Here is a 15,167-nt window from a genome sequence, read left to right on the forward strand (position 1 = left end):
GGCGGTCCCGGCTCCCCCGCCGCGACCTTGTGATGATCACTCTAAGGACTCGATCGACTGGCCCCGAGGTGCATTTTCTGCTCGAAATCACGGGTCAATTTCCTGAGTGGCCGGGGCCGAGCACGCCCGAGGGCCGCACCCCGCAACAGCGGAGTACGGCCCTCGGACAGCGTTGCCGTACGCGTCAGGCGGCCAGGCGCTCCGCCGCCGCGTCCAGGCGGGCCAGGGTCCGCTCGCGGCCCAGCACCTCCAGCGACTCGAACAGCGGCAGACCCACCGTGCGGCCGGTGACCGCGACCCGGATCGGCGCCTGCGCCTTGCCCAGCTTCAGCCCGTGCTCGGCGGCCACGGCCTCCAGCTCCTCCTTCAGCGCGGCGGCCTGCCAGGCCTCCAGCGCGGCGAGCTTCTCCCGGGCGGTGCCCAGCAGGGCCAGCGCGACGTCCTTGTTCTTCATCGCCTTCGCCCACGACTGCTCGTCCTGGACCGGCTCGGCCAGGAACAGGAAGTCGACCTGCTCGACGATCTCGCTCAGCACCGCGATCCGGGACTGCGCGAGCGGCGCCAGCTCGGCGTAGGCCGCGGCGTCGAAGGCCTCGGCCGGCCACGGCGCCCGGTCGGCGGCCAGGTACGGCGCGGTCGCGTCGATGAACGCGTCCACCGACAGCGCGCGGATGTACTCGCCGTTGAACGAGCGCAGCTTCTGCACGTCGAAGAAGGCGGAGGCGGCGTTCACCTCCGAGATCCGGAACAGCTGCTCCAGCTCGGCGTACGGGCGGATCTCGACGTCGTCCTTCGGGCCCCAGCCCAGCAGCATCAGGTAGTTCACCATCGCCTCGGGCAGGTAGCCCTCGGTCAGGTAGTCCTCCAGCGCCACCTTGTCACGGCGCTTGGACAGCTTCTGCCGCTTCTCGTTGACGATCACCGGCAGGTGCGCCCAGACCGGCGGGACGGCGCCGAGCGCCTCCCACAGCAGCTGCTGCTTCGGGGTGTTCGACAGGTGCTCCTCGCCGCGGATGACCTCCGTGACGCCCTGCTCCAGGTCGTCGACCACGTTGGCCAGCAGGAACACCGGGCTGCCGTCGCCGCGGGCGATGACGAAGTCCTCGATCGCGGAGTTCGGGAAGGCCGGCTCGCCGCGGATGAGGTCCACCACGACGGTGGTGCCCTCGTCCGGGGTGCGGAAGCGCAGCGCGCGGCCCTCGGCGTACTCCAGGCCCCGCTCGCGGCAGAAGCCGTCGTAGCCGGTCTGGGCGGAGCCGGAGCGCTCGGCGGCCTGCTCGCGGGTGCAGTCGCAGTAGTAGGCCCGGCCGGCCGCGTACAGCTTCTCGGCGGCGGCACGGTGGCTGTCGGCGTTGGCGGACTGGAAGTACGGGCCCTCGAAGCCCGGGTCTCCCTCGTGGATGCCGATCGCGGCGAGGGCACTGATGATGCCGTCGGTCCACTCGGGCTTGTTGCGGGCTGCGTCGGTGTCCTCGATCCGCAGGACGAAGACACCGCCCTGCTGTCGTGCCGTCGCCCAGTTGTAGAGCGCCGAGCGGGCACCGCCGACGTGGAACATGCCGGTGGGGCTCGGAGCGAAACGGACGCGGACGGGACGGGCTACCTCGGTCATGAAACCCAAGGGTATCGGGCCGGAGCGGGGTGCCCGGCACCCGCACCCCCCGCCCCGCGCCCGCCCCGCGCCCGCTGCGGGGGCCTACCCGGCGTCCAGGGCGATCGCGTTCTTCGCCCGCTCGACCGACTCCTCGGCCACCGGGCCGCCGGGGTTCTCGGTGGCGAGGGCCTGGTTGAGGGCGACGAACGGGCGCATCCGTCGCTCGTAGCGCGCGAAGGCGGCGCGGTGGTCCGGCCCGCCGGCGAGCTCGTCGGCGAGCACGTAGGCGCCGACCAGGGCGAGGCTGGTGCCCTGGCCGGAGAGCGGGGAGGCGCAGTGGGCGGCGTCGCCGACCAGGACGGTACGGCCGGCAGACCACGTATCCAGGTGGACCTGGGCCATCACGTCGGCGTAGAAGTCGGTCGAGCGGTACAGCGCGTCCAGCAGGCGGGGCGTCTCCCAGCGCAGCGCGCCCATCCGCTCGGCGACCCGCTCGCGCGCCGCCGCGGGGTCGCGCTCGGCGGGCGCGTCGTCCGCCCAGCCGAAGCAGACCCGCAGCTCGCGGTTGCCGCGCACCGGGTAGACGCCGTAGCCGGCGTCGCCGTCGCGCTGCCAGAGCTGCCAGTCCTCCAGGCCGAGGAAGTTGTCGGCGGAGAAGACCGCGAGGTGGGTACCGAGCGGACGCAGGAACTCCTCCTCCGGGCCGAAGGCCAGCCGGCGCACGCGCGAGTGGAGGCCGTCGGCGCCGACCACCAGGTCGAAGGTACGGGGCTGCCCGTGGGCGAAGGAGGCGCGCACGCCGCGCTCGTCCTCGCGCAGCGCGGTGACGCTGTCGCCGTGGACGAACTCGACGCCGTCCAGGACGTGTTGGTGCAGGAGAGCGAGCAGGTCGCTGCGCAGCAGCTCGACGTCCGCGCTGTCGAGCCGGCCGCTGCTGAACGTCGCCTCGGTCGAGCGGTGCACCTCGGTGCCGTCGGCGTCGAGCACGGACATGCCGCGCATCCGGGTGCGGACGGCGCGCACCCGCTCGGTGAGGCCCATCCGGTCGATCACGTCGAGGGCGGTGCCGCGGATGTCGATCGCCTGACCGCCGGAGCGCGGGGCGGGGGCCTGCTCGACGACCGTCGGCGCGAAGCCGCGGCGGGCCAGCCAGTGGGCGAGGACGGTACCGGCGATGCCGCCGCCGGAGACGAGGACGTTCTGCATGCGTGGGCCCCCCGGGGTGTCGGCGCGGCGTTCCCGTACGCCGCGAGGTCTCTGAATGTACGGCGTACAGACTGTGCTTGCAACGCACAAACATGCAGGTCAAAGCACTATCTGAGCTAGTACAGCGGGTCGTCTCCGGTGATCCTCCCTGGTAGCGTCTGCGCTAGTACAGTCACGGCGACGACGGCGAAGAAGGACGACACCATGGCTCCCGAGACGGACCCGCCGTTCCGGCGCATCGCCGCCGACCTCCGGCGCCGCATCACCAGCGGCGAACTAGCCCCCGGCGACCGCCTCCCCTCCAACCGGCGACTCGCCCAGGACTGGGGCGTCGCGCTCGCCACCGCCACCAAGGCCCTCACCGTGCTGCGCCAGGAAGGCCTGGTGGAGGCCCGCCCCAGGATCGGCACCGTGGTCGCCACCGCCCCATCGACGCCCCGACCCTCCACCACGTCTCCGGAGTTCAGCCGCGACCGACTGATCCACGCCGCCCTGGAGATCGCCGACGCCGAAGGGCTCGCCGCCCTCTCGATGCGCGCCGTCGCCGCTCGGCTCGGCGTCTCCGCGATGTCCGTGTACCGGTACGTCGCCGGCAAGGACGAACTCGTCCTCCTCGCCGCCGACGCCGCCTTCGGCGAGGCCGGCTACCCCGCCGATCCCCCCGCCGGCTGGCGCCCCCGCCTGGAGCTCGGCGCCCGCACCCTGTGGACCCTCTTCCGCCGCCACCCCTGGCTCGCCCACCTCAGCCCGCTCACCCGCCCGCTGCTGCTCCCCAACCTGCTCACCCACGCCGAGTGGGCGCTCGCCGCCCTCGACGGCCACGGCCTCTCCCCCACGGCCGCGCTCGACATCCACGTCCTGCTCTACAGCCACATCGAGGGCATCGCCGTGAACCTCGAACGCGAGATCCAGGCCCGCGCCGCCACCGGCCTCACCGGCGACCAGTGGACCGACACCCGCCTCGCCGCCTTCGCCGCCCCCGGCGCCGCCACCCGTTTTCCGGTCTTCACCCGCCTGACGGCCGAACTCACCGACGGCTACGACCTCGACCTCGACGCCCTCTTCGAACTCGGCCTCGCCACCCTCCTCGACGGCCTCACCCCCCGCATCGACGCCGCCACCGCCGACCGCTAACGCGAAGTCTGCGAAGGCAGCGCCGGCACCGCCCCCGACTCCAACTGCACCAGGTGGCTCTGGAATTCGGCCACCCACATCATCGTCTCGTTCTCCACCACCAGCGCGAACTCGTCCACGAACCGCGACAGCTCCTGGGCCGCGGCCGCGAACCCCTCCTGACCGGGATCGGCCGCGAAGCGCGCCTCGATCCTCGGCCAGGCCGCTTGGAACCGCACCAGCTGCCGGTTCAGCGCCATCGCCGTCGACACGTACCGCATCCACGCGGACGAGTAGCCGTACACCCGGTCCATCGCCACGAAGCACGCACCGATCCCGATCAGCCCGTACCCCCAGATCGACTCCCCCGCCCACCCCATCCCCACCGCCACCACCGGCGTCACCGTCCCCCCGGCGATGCTGAGCACCGCCGCCACCCGCAGGAACTTCGACCAGCGCGCCTTGGACACCTTCTCCTTGGTGTACCAGTTGATCGACTCGACCGCGTACGCCTCCACCCACAGGTACAACTCCCGCAGCCCGACCCGCAGATCCGCCGCGTTCGACAGATCCGGCAGCCGCACCGCCCGCAGATCCCCCGCCGCCGTGACGCGGGGGTCGGGCCGCCCCGCCATCCGGTCGTCCGCCGGGTCCCCGGCCGTGTTCACCATCGCCACCCCCTGCTAACGCTGCCATTTCCGGGTGTCGAAGAACTCGACAGCATCCGCGCCGGACCGCGAGATCGCGGCGAACCTTCCCCAGTCGACCAGGTCCGCCAGTCCGAGCCTCTGCAGCTTCTCCTCCAGCTCCGCGACGGAGGCCGCCTTCCGGCTGGAGAACGAATCGCGAGGCATCCGCTGCGAGATCAGCCAGCTCAGCAGCTCAAGGCGGACCGTCTGACCGGGATCGATCGAGTCCACCATGTCCTGCCACGGGTGGCCGGGCAGCAGGTACCGAGCGGTGCCCGCGATGAAACCACGCATCCCGGCCGGGAATCCGTGCTCCGCCACCTCGCCCAGGGGGATTCTCACCAGCACCGCCGGCCTGATCGGATACCACTCGTCCTCCCGGTTGATCACCTCCAGGCGGGGCGCCGTAAGGTGATGCGGCGACCAGCGCGGCCTCCTCGCCGTCCCCGCCTTCCTGGTCCAGCCGATCACGCAGGCCCGGTTGTCGAAGTCTCCGGAGACCGATTCGATCTCCCAGTCGGCCAGGAACATCGCATCGATCTGGTCGTTCACGCCGAGGCGGGTGCAGAGGACCGGTGTTCCCGGGGAATTCGCCGCCTTGGGCGGCATGCCGAGAGCGGCGACGACGGACTCCCGGGTACCTCCGGGAAACTCGCGCAGAAGGTACTCCACGTGCTCGGTCACCGCGCTCTCCACGGTCTCGATCCGGTCGAGAAGGCGCAGGTCGCCGACGGCGGCCGACTTCCGGACGCCGCCCTCCTCCACCAGGAAGTAGGGGATCTCGTACAGCGCGTCCCTGAGCGCGGACGTCATGACGGGCGTATTGACCCGCATCAACGGGTTCGAGATGAACGCCGCCTCCTGCGTCGCCCAGGTGATCGAATGGTTGCGGTCCGTCTCCAACAGCCTGACCTCTTCGATCACGTGGTCGCAGTAGGCCGAGAAACAGGTCCGGATGAAGTCCGCGTACTCCGGCGTCGACTCCAGGGAGGACCGGGCGACATCCGTCCGCGGCGCCGAGGCCCCGAAACTGTTGGACATGGCGACGATCGGCCCGATTCCGGTGAATCCCGGCGTGACGTCCTCCACCCTGACGCCCGCCACGCAGACCCCGACGATCGGAACCTCTCGGAAGTCCCGGCTGATGCCCGATTCCGAGTCCGGAATCAGGAAGGTCCACTCCCGGAAGTGCTCGTTCCACCGGATGGCAAAGGCGATCGACATGTTCGGGTAGTGGCGCTCGACCACCCGGATGGCATCGGTGTCCAGCATCAGCGCGTGCGCGGGTTTCGACCGGACGAGCGCCGCCTTCAGTGCCTCGCCGATCGACCGGTGCCCGATGACCGTGTCTTCCCCGCCGTTCCCCTCCCGCACGACGACCTCGCACTCGGGAAGCACCACGAAGTGCCGCGCCGTCTGCACCACGCTTCCGATTTCGGCGCTCGGCCGGAGCGTCAGCCGGACGATGGTCCCGTGGGCCCGGATCCGCTCGGGCACGTCCTGGATCTTGTCGAGGGTGCGGACCAGGTACTGCCCGTGGACCGACCGCAGTGACAGCTGCCGGGCCTTCTCCTCCTCCGGGTGGCAGGTGATGATCTCGACCTGGTCGGCCACCATGAAGGTCGAGAGCACACCGATGCCGAACCGGCTGATGGGGTTGAAGTCGGGGTTGCGCTTCCGGAACTCAGGGTCCTGGTAGAGGCTGGAGCAGGCCCGCAGCAGGTTGTTCTCGATGACGCTCTGCGTCATGCCCGTGCCGTTGTCGCAGATCTCCAAGGTCCGCGCGGCACTGTCCCAGTGGACCTCGACCCTGCCGAGCTCGGGCGACCGCGCACCGTGCTTGAGCCGCACGGCGTCGATCGAGTTCTGGAGGAGCTCCCGCAGAACGACGTTGGTGTCATTGTAGAGCGTGTGGCCGGTGAGGAGGTCCAGCACCTTCTGCTGGTCGATGGTGAACTGGAAGGGTTCCTTGAGGAAGCCCCTCGCCACCACCCGCGTCGTGTCGATGGCCCGCCAGGGGAAGAGGTACTTCGACCCCAGCCTGTCGTTGGAGCGCTGGGCCCATTCGTGGCTCAGCCTCAGCTGCTGCGCGGCGTACTTCAGGTAGGAGGTCAGGGCGAAGTACCCGTTCGCGTCGGTGAAGGTGGCGTAGACCTCGATGGTGTCCCGCGGTGCGCCGTCCGAAGGGACCCCGTCCTTGTCCACCCCCTTCTTGGCGACGACGGCCTTGACCGCGGCCTGCTTGGACCACTCGTTCTGGCTGATCGGATCGGCCGGATTGAAGACCCGGAAGGCCACCGACGGGGTCCGGTCGCTGGTGATGTGCAAGAGGTCGACGGACCGGAGCAGGATCGCCGCGAACTGGACGTTGGCCCGCTCGCGGTCGGAGGACCCGTAGTACCAGTCGACGGGGTACTTGGCGACGTCGTAGAGGTCGTCGAGGTGGTGGCTCTCGCACACCTTGCCGAGGTCTTCCCGGAACACCGGGTCGAGCTGTCGCAGGAGGCTCTCCACCTCCTTGACCACCGCGTCCGCCACCCCGAGGTTCGGCGTGACGTCCCCCTCGATCCACTTGCGCACCCGCGCGGCGTGGTGGTGGCGCACGAACTCCTGGTAGAGGAACTTCTCCCGTTCCTCCGCACCCAGCACGTTCAGCCGCGCCAGGTAGTCCCGGCCGTCGGGGTCCGAGGCGTTGAGGGCCTCCTGCCGGAACTGCGGGAAGTCCGACTCCTCCCGGCGCTGGTACTCGCTCTTGGTGACCAGCATGCCCAGGTCGTGGAAGTAGACCGCGAGCACGACCAGCAGCCAGTCCGCCGGCGTCATCGCCTCGCGGGTCTTCGCCGTGACCAGCCAGTCGAGCTTGCCGAGCATCGCGTCGATGTGCGAGATGTCGTGCTTGGTGTACTCGTCGAAGAAGCCGAAGCTGCCGATCTTCCCGAGGAGTTCCCCCAGGTCCTTCCTGGTCTGCGCCAGGCTGAGCCCGCCGAAGGCCGGCAGGTCACAGGCCTCGCTCGCGTACCGTTCGGCTTCCGAAGGAAAGACGTTCAATCCAACTCCCAGGACTTCGGGTCGGCTGAATGGTAGCGCCACCCGGCGGCAACAGTAGGGAGTTTGACGGATCACCAGACCGGACTCATCACCCCATGTCACGCCCCCGGAACGTCCGCCGGTACTCCCTCGGCGGCACGCCCAGGCGGGCCGTGAAGGGCGGGCGCAGGGAGACGGCGGAGGAGAAGCCGCAGCGGGTGGCGACCGTGTCGACGGGGAGGTCGGTGTCCTCCAGCAGGCGCTGGGCGGTGAGGATGCGCTGGTCGAGGAGCCAGCGCAGCGGGGTCGTGCCGGTGCCGGCGGCGAAGTGGCGGGCGAAGGTGCGTTCGGACATGACGGCGAGGGCGGCCATCCGGCGCACGGTCCAGGGGGTGTCCAGGGCGGCCAGCACCTCGGTGCGGACGCGGGCGAGCGGGTCGTCGCCCACCGGCGTGGGCTCCGGGACCGGGGAGGGGATGAACTGGGCCTGCCCGCCGGAGCGGAAGGGTGCGGTGACCATGGCGCGGGCGATGGCCGCGGCCGCGCGTTCGCCGTGGGCGGCGCGGACCAGGTGCAGGCAGAGGTCGATGCCGGCCGCCACCCCGGCGGAGGTCCAGAGCCGGTCCTCGCCGGTGAACAGCACCTCGGGGCGGACGTCCACGGCCGGGAAGCGGCGGGCCAGGAGGTCGGTGAACGCCCAGTGGGTGGTGGCGCGGCGGCCGTCCAGCAGGCCGGTCTCGGCGAGCAGGAAGGAGCCCGCGCAGAGCGAGGCGAGGGTGACGCCGTGCTCGTGGGCGGCACGCAGCGCGGCGACGACGGCGGGGTCGACGGGCTCGTCGGGCCGCTGCATGCCGGGCACGACGACCAGGTCGCAGTCGGCGAGCGCGTCCAGCCCGGAGTCCGGGACGCGCTCCAGCCCGCCGGCGAACCGGACCCGGGCGCCCTCCGGTCCGCAGATCCGCAGCTCGAACGCGGGCAGGCCGGGGCGGCTCTCCCGGTTCGCCCAGACCTCGCCGATCACGGCGTAGTCGAAGGGCCGGACACCGTCGAAGATCACGCATCCCACCGTCCGCATGGGCGGAATCGTAGTGGCAGGATCCGTCGTGGCAGGATCGTATCGATGGGTGGCTCCACTGCCGCTCACGGCGGAGCCCGGGCCCGCCGCAGCATGGACGCATGACGAACACCAGCGCCCTCGACGCCCCGCTCACCATCGACTCCGACGCCGTCCTGGTCGTCATCGACGTCCAGAAGGGCTTCGAGGACCACACGTTCTGGGGCGAGCGCGACAACCCCGGGGCCGAGCGGCGGATCGGCGAGCTGATCGAGGTGTGGCAGGCCACCGGACGGCCGGTCGTGACCGTGCAGCACGCCTCCCCGGCCGGTCCGCTCGCGACGGGCACGCCCGGGTACGAGCTGAAGGACTTCGTGGCGGCGATCACGCCGGACCTGCACATCACCAAGACCGTGAACAGCGCCTTCTACGGCACCCCGGACCTGCACGCCTGGCTCCAGGAGCGGGGTGCCCGGCAGGTGGTGATCACCGGGATCATCACCAACGTCTGCAACGAGACCACGGCACGGATGGCGGGCAACCTCGGCTACGACACGATCTTCCCGCTCGACGCCATGCACGCCTTCGACCTGACCGGCCCGGACGGCGTGACCGTCCCGGCCGCCGAACTCACCCGCGCCACCGGGGCGGTGCTGCACGCGATGCGGTTCGCCAAGGTGGTGACCACCGAGGCGGTGGTCACGGCGGCCAAGACCGGCGAGCCGGCCACCGTTCGCTGGTCCTGACCCGGTCCGGTGACGGTTGACGGCGCCCGCCGGGACGACGGCCGGCCGCCCCCGCGCACCGGGAAGGGTGCGCGGGGACGGCCGTTCCACAGGTGCGGCGGGCGTCAGCCCTTCTTGGAGATGAAGTCGTACGCGCCGGCCGCCACGTCGTCCAGGTACGGGCCGGCCTGGAACTTCGGGTCACCGGTGTGCTTGCCGACCGAGACGTTGCTGACCAGCGTCGGCTTGCCGTCCTTCACCGTCAGCCAGCCGCCGCCGCTGGAACCACCGGTCATGCTGCAGCCGAGGGCGAGCATCGGCGGGCGGGTCGGGTCGTAGGACACCCGGCTCGGCTTGCCGCTCTCGCAGCGGTTGAGCTCCATGCCGTCGAACGGCGGGGCCGCCGGGTAGCCGTACTCGGTGATGCTCAGCTGGTCACGCGGGGCGTTGAACCAGACCGGCACCGCGCCGCCGACCGTCTCCTCCAGCGACTTGCCGCCGTCGGCGGGCTGCACCCGGACGATCGCGAAGTCGTAGTGGGTGGCCGGCGAGCCGTTCTCGCCGCCCTCGGCCTTCCACTGCGGGGAGGTCACCGCCTGGGTGCCGTTCCAGACCCCGTACGGCGCGTACTGGGCCTCCTCGGCCTGCTTGCCGCCGCTCAGCGCACCGGTGCTGTTGAACGCCGGGATGAAGGAGATGTTGCTGTAGAACTGACCGGCCTTGCCCTGGTGGACGCAGTGGCCGGCGGTCCACACCAGGTTGCTCTTGCCGGGGTGGGCCGGGTCGGCGACCACGGTGGCGGAGCACTGGTAGTGGCCCAGGCCGCCGGCGGCGTCGGCACCGCTGCCCGGCTTGTCGGCGAACAGCTTCCCGTGCACACCGGGCTTGGTGTACGGGTGCGGGAGGGGCTGGGCGTTGACGGTCTTGGGCAGCGGGTCGTTGCCGTTGTCGGCGGGCTGCTCGGGCTGGGCCGGCGGCTGCGCCGGGGCCTGCGACGGCTGGCCGGGCTGGGCCGGGGCCTGGGTCGGCTGCGCGGGTGCCTGCGACGGCTGCGCGGGCTGGGCCGGCGGCTGGGCCGGAGCCTGCGAGGCCGGCTGCTGGGTGTTGGACGGCTTCGGCGCCGCGGGCGGCTGCGTCGGCTGCCCCGGCTGGGTCGGCTGTCCCGCCGGCGGCTTGCTGGCCGGGGCGGACGGCGTGCCGGGCTGGGCCGGCGGCTGGGTGGGCTGCCCTGGCTGGGTGGGCTGCCCGGGCTGGGTGGGCGGCTGCGCCGGGGCCTGGGTCGGTGCGGCCGTGGGCGGCGCCGGCGGCGCGATCGGCTCGTTGGGCTTGGCCTTGAGCAGCTTGTCCAGCGTCCAGAAGCCCTTGGCGGCGGCCGGGAGGGCGTAGTCCTTCGCCCACTTCTCCCAGTCCTCGAACTTCCACTTCTTCAGGTCGTCGAGGTTGGCGGGCAGTCCCAGGTTCGGCCCCCCGGCCGAACCCGCCGCCGCCGTCACGGCCGAGTCGGCCGAGCTGTTGTCCGGACCGCAGGCCGCGGTGGTGAGCATCGTCAGCGCGAGCGCCGAGGCCCCGAGGGCCGTCCTGGCGGTGCGCACAGTACGACGGCGGCCAACATTTCTGTCAGTCGATGACATGAACTTCTATTCCCCCTGTATGAAAAACACCCGGCCCCGCCGAAGCGGCGCCGGGTACTGCGCGGGGGAGTATTCCACTATCCGTCGGCGACCTCCCAACCCACCCCCGTCAGCGGCCGACCGAGCCGTCCAACCGCTCGCGGATGATGTCGGCGTGACCGGCGTGCCGGCCGGTCTCCTCGATCATGTGCACCAGCAGCCAACGCATCGACGGCGCTTCGGCGTTGGGGCGCAGCGAGCGCACGCCGGGACGGTCGAGCCGGTCGGCCGCCGCGGCGATCACCTCGTTGGCGCGGGCGATCGCCGCGCGGTACTCGGCGACCGACCCCGCCACCGTCTCGTCGCCGGGCGAGGGCGCGTCGTCGTCCCACAGCTCGACCTCGTCGCCCCGGTAGGCCCAGAGGAACCAGTTGAGTTCGACCGCGGTGAGGTGGCGCACCAGCCAGAGCAGGCTGGTTCCGGAGGCGACACCGGGCCGCCGGGCGTCCTCGTCGGAGAGTCCCGCGGTCTTGGCGATCACGCAGTCGCGCAGGTAGTCGAGGAAGGAGAGCAGCGTGGTGTGCTCGTCGGCGTTGATCCCCGGCGGGCGCAGGTCGGTGGGCCCGCCGGCGGCGGTGGCGTCATCGGTCATGCCGCCACCCTAGGCGTGCCCGCACAGCGGCCCCGGAGCCCGACCCCCCGTCACCAGCCCTGGCCGTGCAGCCAGTCGGCGAGGTGGCGGGCGCAGTCGTCGACGGTCTCCCGCCAGGTGTGGCCGGCGCCGTCCCCCGCCTCGTCGCTGACGTGCTTGACCAGGCGGACCGGCAGTCCGGCGCGGTGGGCGACGGTGGCGACGGCGTAGCCCTCCATGTCGACGAGGTCGGCGTGCTCGGCGAGGCGGTCGCGGGCGGCCGGGTCGGAGACGAAGAGGTCGCCGGTGGCCAGCACCGGGCCGTCGCCCTTGCCGACGACCAGCGGGGCGCCGTAGGTGCGGCCGGTCAGGGCGTAGAGGGCCGGGGTGTCGATGTCGTGCTGGATCACCTGGGTGACGGTGTGGGTGCCCTCCCAGCCGGGGCGCAGGGCGCCGGCGGTCCCGAGGTTGACGACCTCGGAGGGGTGCGGGCCCTCGGCGAGGACGGTGGCCAGCGCGGCGGCGGCGTTGACCTTGCCGATGCCGGTGAGCAGCACCGGCAGGTGGTCGCCGAGGTGGGCGGCCTCCTCCCGGACGGCGACGACGAGCAGCGGTCGGTCGGCGGAGATCGTTCCCAGAAGACGCATGCCGCCATCGTACGGAGGGCCCGGCCGTCGCACCGGCACACGAACCGCCCGCGCCGGGACGCGGACCGCACAAAAGGGCCCATCGCCTCCGGATCGCCCGGGAACCGTTCGCCGCCCGCCGCGCGTCGACCCGTTCGCCGTTCGCCCCTCGCCACGGGGCCGCCCGGGCCGGGGGCCGGGAGCCGCGGAGCAGGGCGGGGGCGCACGGCGGGGATACCCAGCGGGACCGCACAACGGGACCGCACGGCAGGGACGCACAGCCCAAGATCCGCGCAACTCGGGTGTGGCCGTCGGAAGTGACGGCCATACTGCTGGCAACGGCCGGGCCCCGGAGACGGGGGGCGGGCCACTGGGGAGGGGGAGGCTGGTGGCGACACCGGTGCGTATCGAGAGGCCGGGACCGCCCGTGCCGCGGTCCGGCGGCACCGAGGCGGTGGTCCCGCGGCGCGGTCCGGTCGCCCGGCTGGGGCGGGCCACCAGGACGGCGCCGGGGCGGCTGCGGCTCGCCGGGGTGCTGCTCGCGGCCCTGGCCCTCGCGTTCGGCGCGCTGACCGCCGTCCAGCTGAACTCCCGGGCCGCGGCGGCCCAGCGGGTGTTCGGCTCCAGCCAGCCGCTCAGCCAGGCCGCCGCCGACATCAACCGTTCGCTGGCCGACGCGGACGCCACCGCGGCGAGCGGCTTCCTGCTGGCGGGCGCCGAACCGCGGGCGGTCCGGCAGCGCTACGAGCAGGACCTCGCGACGGCCTCCCGACTGATCTCCGAGGCGGCCACCCGCACCTCCGCCTCCCCGGACCTCGGGGAACTGCTCTCCGCCCTCAACCAGAAGGTCCCGGTGTACGCGGGACTGGTGGAGAGCGCCCGGGCCAACAACCGGCAGGGCTACCCGCTCGGCGGCGCCTACCAGCGGTACGCCTCCGAGCAGATGCGCACCGAGCTGCTGCCGGCCGCCGCCCGGCTGTCGGCCGCCCAGAACGAGGTGCTGGCCCGCGACCTGGCGGACGCCCGGGCCACCCCGTGGGCCGGGTACGCGCTGGGGCTGGTGGCACTGCTGGCGCTGGCCTGGGTGCAGCTGGCGCTGTTCCGGCGGACCAACCGGGTCTTCAACATCGGGCTGCTGGCCGCCACCGCGTCCGTCCTGGCGGCGGTGCTCTGGCTGACCGTGAGCGCGACCGCCGCCGACTCGGCGCTCGGACGCGGCGAACGCGAGGGGGCCGCGCCGCTGCGCGCGCTCAACGCGGCCCGGGTGGACGTGCTGACCGCCCGGCTGGCGGAGAACCTGCACTACGTCTCGCGCGGCTCCAGCGCGACCTACGCCAAGCTGTGGTCGGCGACCACCGACCACCTGTACACCGGCGACCCGCAGCGCGGCGACGCCACCGGCACCCTGGCGCTGGCCCAGTCCCTGGCCCCGCCGGAGGCCCGGTCCACGGTCGACCAGGCGCTGAGCGACTACCGGCAGTGGAGCGACCGGCACGCCGCGGCCACCGCGCTGGAGAACCAGGGCGACTACCAGGCCGCGCTGGACGCCACCGTGACGGCCAAGGAGGCGGACGCGCCGAAGACGGCCGACGCCGCGTTCGGCTCGGCCGACCAGCAGTTGGCCCGGGCCGCGGTGGTGGAGGAGGGCCGGTTCCGGGACGCGACGCTGGGCGTCGACGGGGACCTGCGCACCGCCGCCGCGGGGGTCGCGGCGCTGGGCCTGGTGGCCGCCGCCGCGGCGCTGGTCGGCCTCGGCCGACGACTGGCCGAGTACCGGTAGAGGGGGGACGGACGGGATGGACACGGTCACGGAGCGGGAAGAGGGACAGGCACGGGGACGGGGCCGCGCCACGGCGTTGCGGGCCGCCCGGACGGCGGCGGCGCTGGCGCTGCTGGCCTCCGGCGTGCTGGCGCTCGGCGCGGGCGGGCCGCACGGCGACGGTACGGCCGACGGGCCGGCGCGAGCACCGCTGACGGCGCAGCAGGCGGAGCAGGAACAGTCCGGCCAGGCGGCGGAGCCCTGCGACCTCTACAGGAGCGTCCCGCCGAGCACCGAGGACGGCGCGGCGGTGAAGGCCATCAAGGCCCGCCGCAGCCTGGTCGTCGGCATCGACCTGAACAGCTACCGGTGGGGCTCGCGCAACCCCAACACCGGCCAGCTGGAGGGCTTCGACATCGATCTCGCGCGGGCGATCGGCACCGCGATCATGGGCGACCCGGACAAGGTGGTGTTCAAGGCGGTGCCGACCGCCGACCGGATCAAGTACATCAAGGAGGGCCGGGTCGACATCATCGTCCGCACCATGTCGATCACCTGCGACCGGCTCCAGGAGATCGCCTTCTCCCGGCCGTACTTCACCACCAGCCAACGGGTCCTGGTGCCCAGGACCTCACCGGCGAAGAGCCTCGACGAGGCGCTGAACGGCACCACCGCGTGCGCGGCCAACGGCTCCTCCGCCCTGGAGGAGCTGAAGACCCGGCCGCTCAAGCAGCTCGTCCCGGTGGAGAACAACCTGGACTGCCTGGTGCTGATGCAGCTGGGCAAGGTCGACGCGACGATGACCGACGACGGCCTGGCGGCCGGTCAGGCGGCGCAGGACCAGACCGTCAAGGTGCTGGACGGCGACGTGCGCCCGGGCGTGATGGGCGTCGGGATGCTGAAGGAGAGCACCGATCTGACGGCCCGGGTGAACCAGGTGATCAACGACTACTACGCCAGGGGCGCCTGGCGCGGCGCGTACGACAGCTGGCTCAAGCCGTACCTGCGGGACGACGCCGACCGGCACTGGCCGATACCGCGGTGACGGCCGGACGGGCGGGGGCACGCGTTAGGGTCTGTCCGACGGCCGCCCGGGGTCGCGAGCGGTCCCCGGTGGCGGGAACGACGCAGGT

Annotated in this window: 12 protein-coding genes; 4 read left to right on the forward strand and 8 right to left on the reverse strand. The window is 72.4% G+C overall.

The window, feature by feature from the left end; all coding sequences use genetic code 11:
- Window positions 1-184: 184 nt before the first annotated feature.
- Both gltX and ABZW10_RS22080 read right to left on the reverse strand, forming a co-directional pair.
- On the reverse strand, window positions 185-1,558 hold the full coding sequence (gene gltX / locus ABZW10_RS22075) for a glutamate--tRNA ligase (protein WP_355368613.1): 1,374 nt from the start codon (window positions 1,556-1,558) through the stop codon (window positions 185-187).
- 138 nt (window positions 1,559-1,696) lie between these two features.
- Window positions 1,697-2,800, reverse strand: coding sequence for an FAD-dependent monooxygenase (locus ABZW10_RS22080; RefSeq protein WP_355368513.1), 1,104 nt, complete (start codon window positions 2,798-2,800; stop codon window positions 1,697-1,699).
- Between the two features lie 204 nt (window positions 2,801-3,004).
- Between ABZW10_RS22080 and ABZW10_RS22085 the strand changes: the two genes are divergently transcribed.
- Window positions 3,005-3,934, forward strand: coding sequence for a GntR family transcriptional regulator (locus ABZW10_RS22085; RefSeq protein WP_355368516.1), 930 nt, complete (start codon window positions 3,005-3,007; stop codon window positions 3,932-3,934).
- On the opposite strand, the gene ABZW10_RS22090 is transcribed toward ABZW10_RS22085, so the two are convergent.
- From ABZW10_RS22090 to ABZW10_RS22100, 3 genes are all read right to left on the reverse strand, one after another.
- Window positions 3,931-4,584: an SLATT domain-containing protein gene (locus tag ABZW10_RS22090; protein WP_355368519.1), complete on the reverse strand. Its 654-nt coding sequence runs from the start codon at window positions 4,582-4,584 to the stop codon at window positions 3,931-3,933. The two genes, ABZW10_RS22085 and ABZW10_RS22090, sit on opposite strands and share 4 nt — an antisense overlap.
- Window positions 4,585-4,596: 12 nt before the next feature.
- Entirely contained in the window at window positions 4,597-7,650 is a 3,054-nt protein-coding gene (locus tag ABZW10_RS22095) for an ATP-binding protein (protein WP_355368522.1), read from the reverse strand.
- A gap of 88 nt (window positions 7,651-7,738) precedes the next feature.
- Window positions 7,739-8,704 carry a helix-turn-helix domain-containing protein gene (locus ABZW10_RS22100; RefSeq protein ID WP_355368524.1) on the reverse strand — a complete coding sequence of 322 codons (966 nt, stop codon included), beginning with the start codon at window positions 8,702-8,704 and terminating at the stop codon, window positions 7,739-7,741.
- Between the two features lie 101 nt (window positions 8,705-8,805).
- Here ABZW10_RS22100 and ABZW10_RS22105 point away from each other — a divergent pair, with 101 nt between their 5' ends.
- Window positions 8,806-9,429, forward strand: a complete 624-nt coding sequence (locus ABZW10_RS22105; RefSeq protein WP_355368526.1) for a cysteine hydrolase family protein — start codon at window positions 8,806-8,808, stop codon at window positions 9,427-9,429.
- A 104-nt stretch (window positions 9,430-9,533) separates the two neighbouring features.
- On the opposite strand, the gene ABZW10_RS22110 is transcribed toward ABZW10_RS22105, so the two are convergent.
- From ABZW10_RS22110 to ABZW10_RS22120, 3 genes are all read right to left on the reverse strand, one after another.
- Window positions 9,534-11,000, reverse strand: coding sequence for a hypothetical protein (locus ABZW10_RS22110; RefSeq protein WP_355368529.1), 1,467 nt, complete (start codon window positions 10,998-11,000; stop codon window positions 9,534-9,536).
- A 148-nt stretch (window positions 11,001-11,148) separates the two neighbouring features.
- Complete coding sequence (locus ABZW10_RS22115) at window positions 11,149-11,670, reverse strand: DinB family protein (RefSeq protein WP_355368532.1); 522 nt, start codon at window positions 11,668-11,670, stop codon at window positions 11,149-11,151.
- A gap of 50 nt (window positions 11,671-11,720) precedes the next feature.
- Window positions 11,721-12,296, reverse strand: a complete 576-nt coding sequence (locus ABZW10_RS22120; RefSeq protein WP_355368535.1) for a nucleosidase — start codon at window positions 12,294-12,296, stop codon at window positions 11,721-11,723.
- Between the two features lie 406 nt (window positions 12,297-12,702).
- On the opposite strand from ABZW10_RS22120, the gene ABZW10_RS22125 reads away from it, so the two are divergent.
- Window positions 12,703-14,055, forward strand: coding sequence for a hypothetical protein (locus tag ABZW10_RS22125; protein WP_355368538.1), 1,353 nt, complete (start codon window positions 12,703-12,705; stop codon window positions 14,053-14,055).
- 16 nt (window positions 14,056-14,071) lie between these two features.
- On the forward strand, window positions 14,072-15,079 hold the full coding sequence (locus ABZW10_RS22130) for a glutamate ABC transporter substrate-binding protein (protein ID WP_355368541.1): 1,008 nt from the start codon (window positions 14,072-14,074) through the stop codon (window positions 15,077-15,079).
- Window positions 15,080-15,167 lie beyond the last annotated feature (88 nt).

Source organism: Kitasatospora sp. NPDC004723 (genome assembly GCF_040609255.1).
Lineage (GTDB): Bacteria > Actinomycetota > Actinomycetes > Streptomycetales > Streptomycetaceae > Kitasatospora.

What these genes read in the sequence shown, in the direction of transcription:
- gltX (WP_355368613.1), bottom strand. Translation starts at nt 1,558, where the DNA reads ATGTTCCACGTCGGCGGTGCCCGCTCGGCGCTCTACAACTGGGCGACG.
- ABZW10_RS22080 (WP_355368513.1), bottom strand. Translation starts at nt 2,800, where the DNA reads ATGCAGAACGTCCTCGTCTCCGGCGGCGGCATCGCCGGTACCGTCCTC.
- ABZW10_RS22085 (WP_355368516.1), top strand. Translation starts at nt 3,005, where the DNA reads ATGGCTCCCGAGACGGACCCGCCGTTCCGGCGCATCGCCGCCGACCTC.
- ABZW10_RS22090 (WP_355368519.1), bottom strand. Translation starts at nt 4,584, where the DNA reads ATGGTGAACACGGCCGGGGACCCGGCGGACGACCGGATGGCGGGGCGG.
- ABZW10_RS22100 (WP_355368524.1), bottom strand. Translation starts at nt 8,704, where the DNA reads ATGCGGACGGTGGGATGCGTGATCTTCGACGGTGTCCGGCCCTTCGAC.
- ABZW10_RS22105 (WP_355368526.1), top strand. Translation starts at nt 8,806, where the DNA reads ATGACGAACACCAGCGCCCTCGACGCCCCGCTCACCATCGACTCCGAC.
- ABZW10_RS22115 (WP_355368532.1), bottom strand. Translation starts at nt 11,670, where the DNA reads ATGACCGATGACGCCACCGCCGCCGGCGGGCCCACCGACCTGCGCCCG.
- ABZW10_RS22120 (WP_355368535.1), bottom strand. Translation starts at nt 12,296, where the DNA reads ATGCGTCTTCTGGGAACGATCTCCGCCGACCGACCGCTGCTCGTCGTC.
- ABZW10_RS22130 (WP_355368541.1), top strand. Translation starts at nt 14,072, where the DNA reads ATGGACACGGTCACGGAGCGGGAAGAGGGACAGGCACGGGGACGGGGC.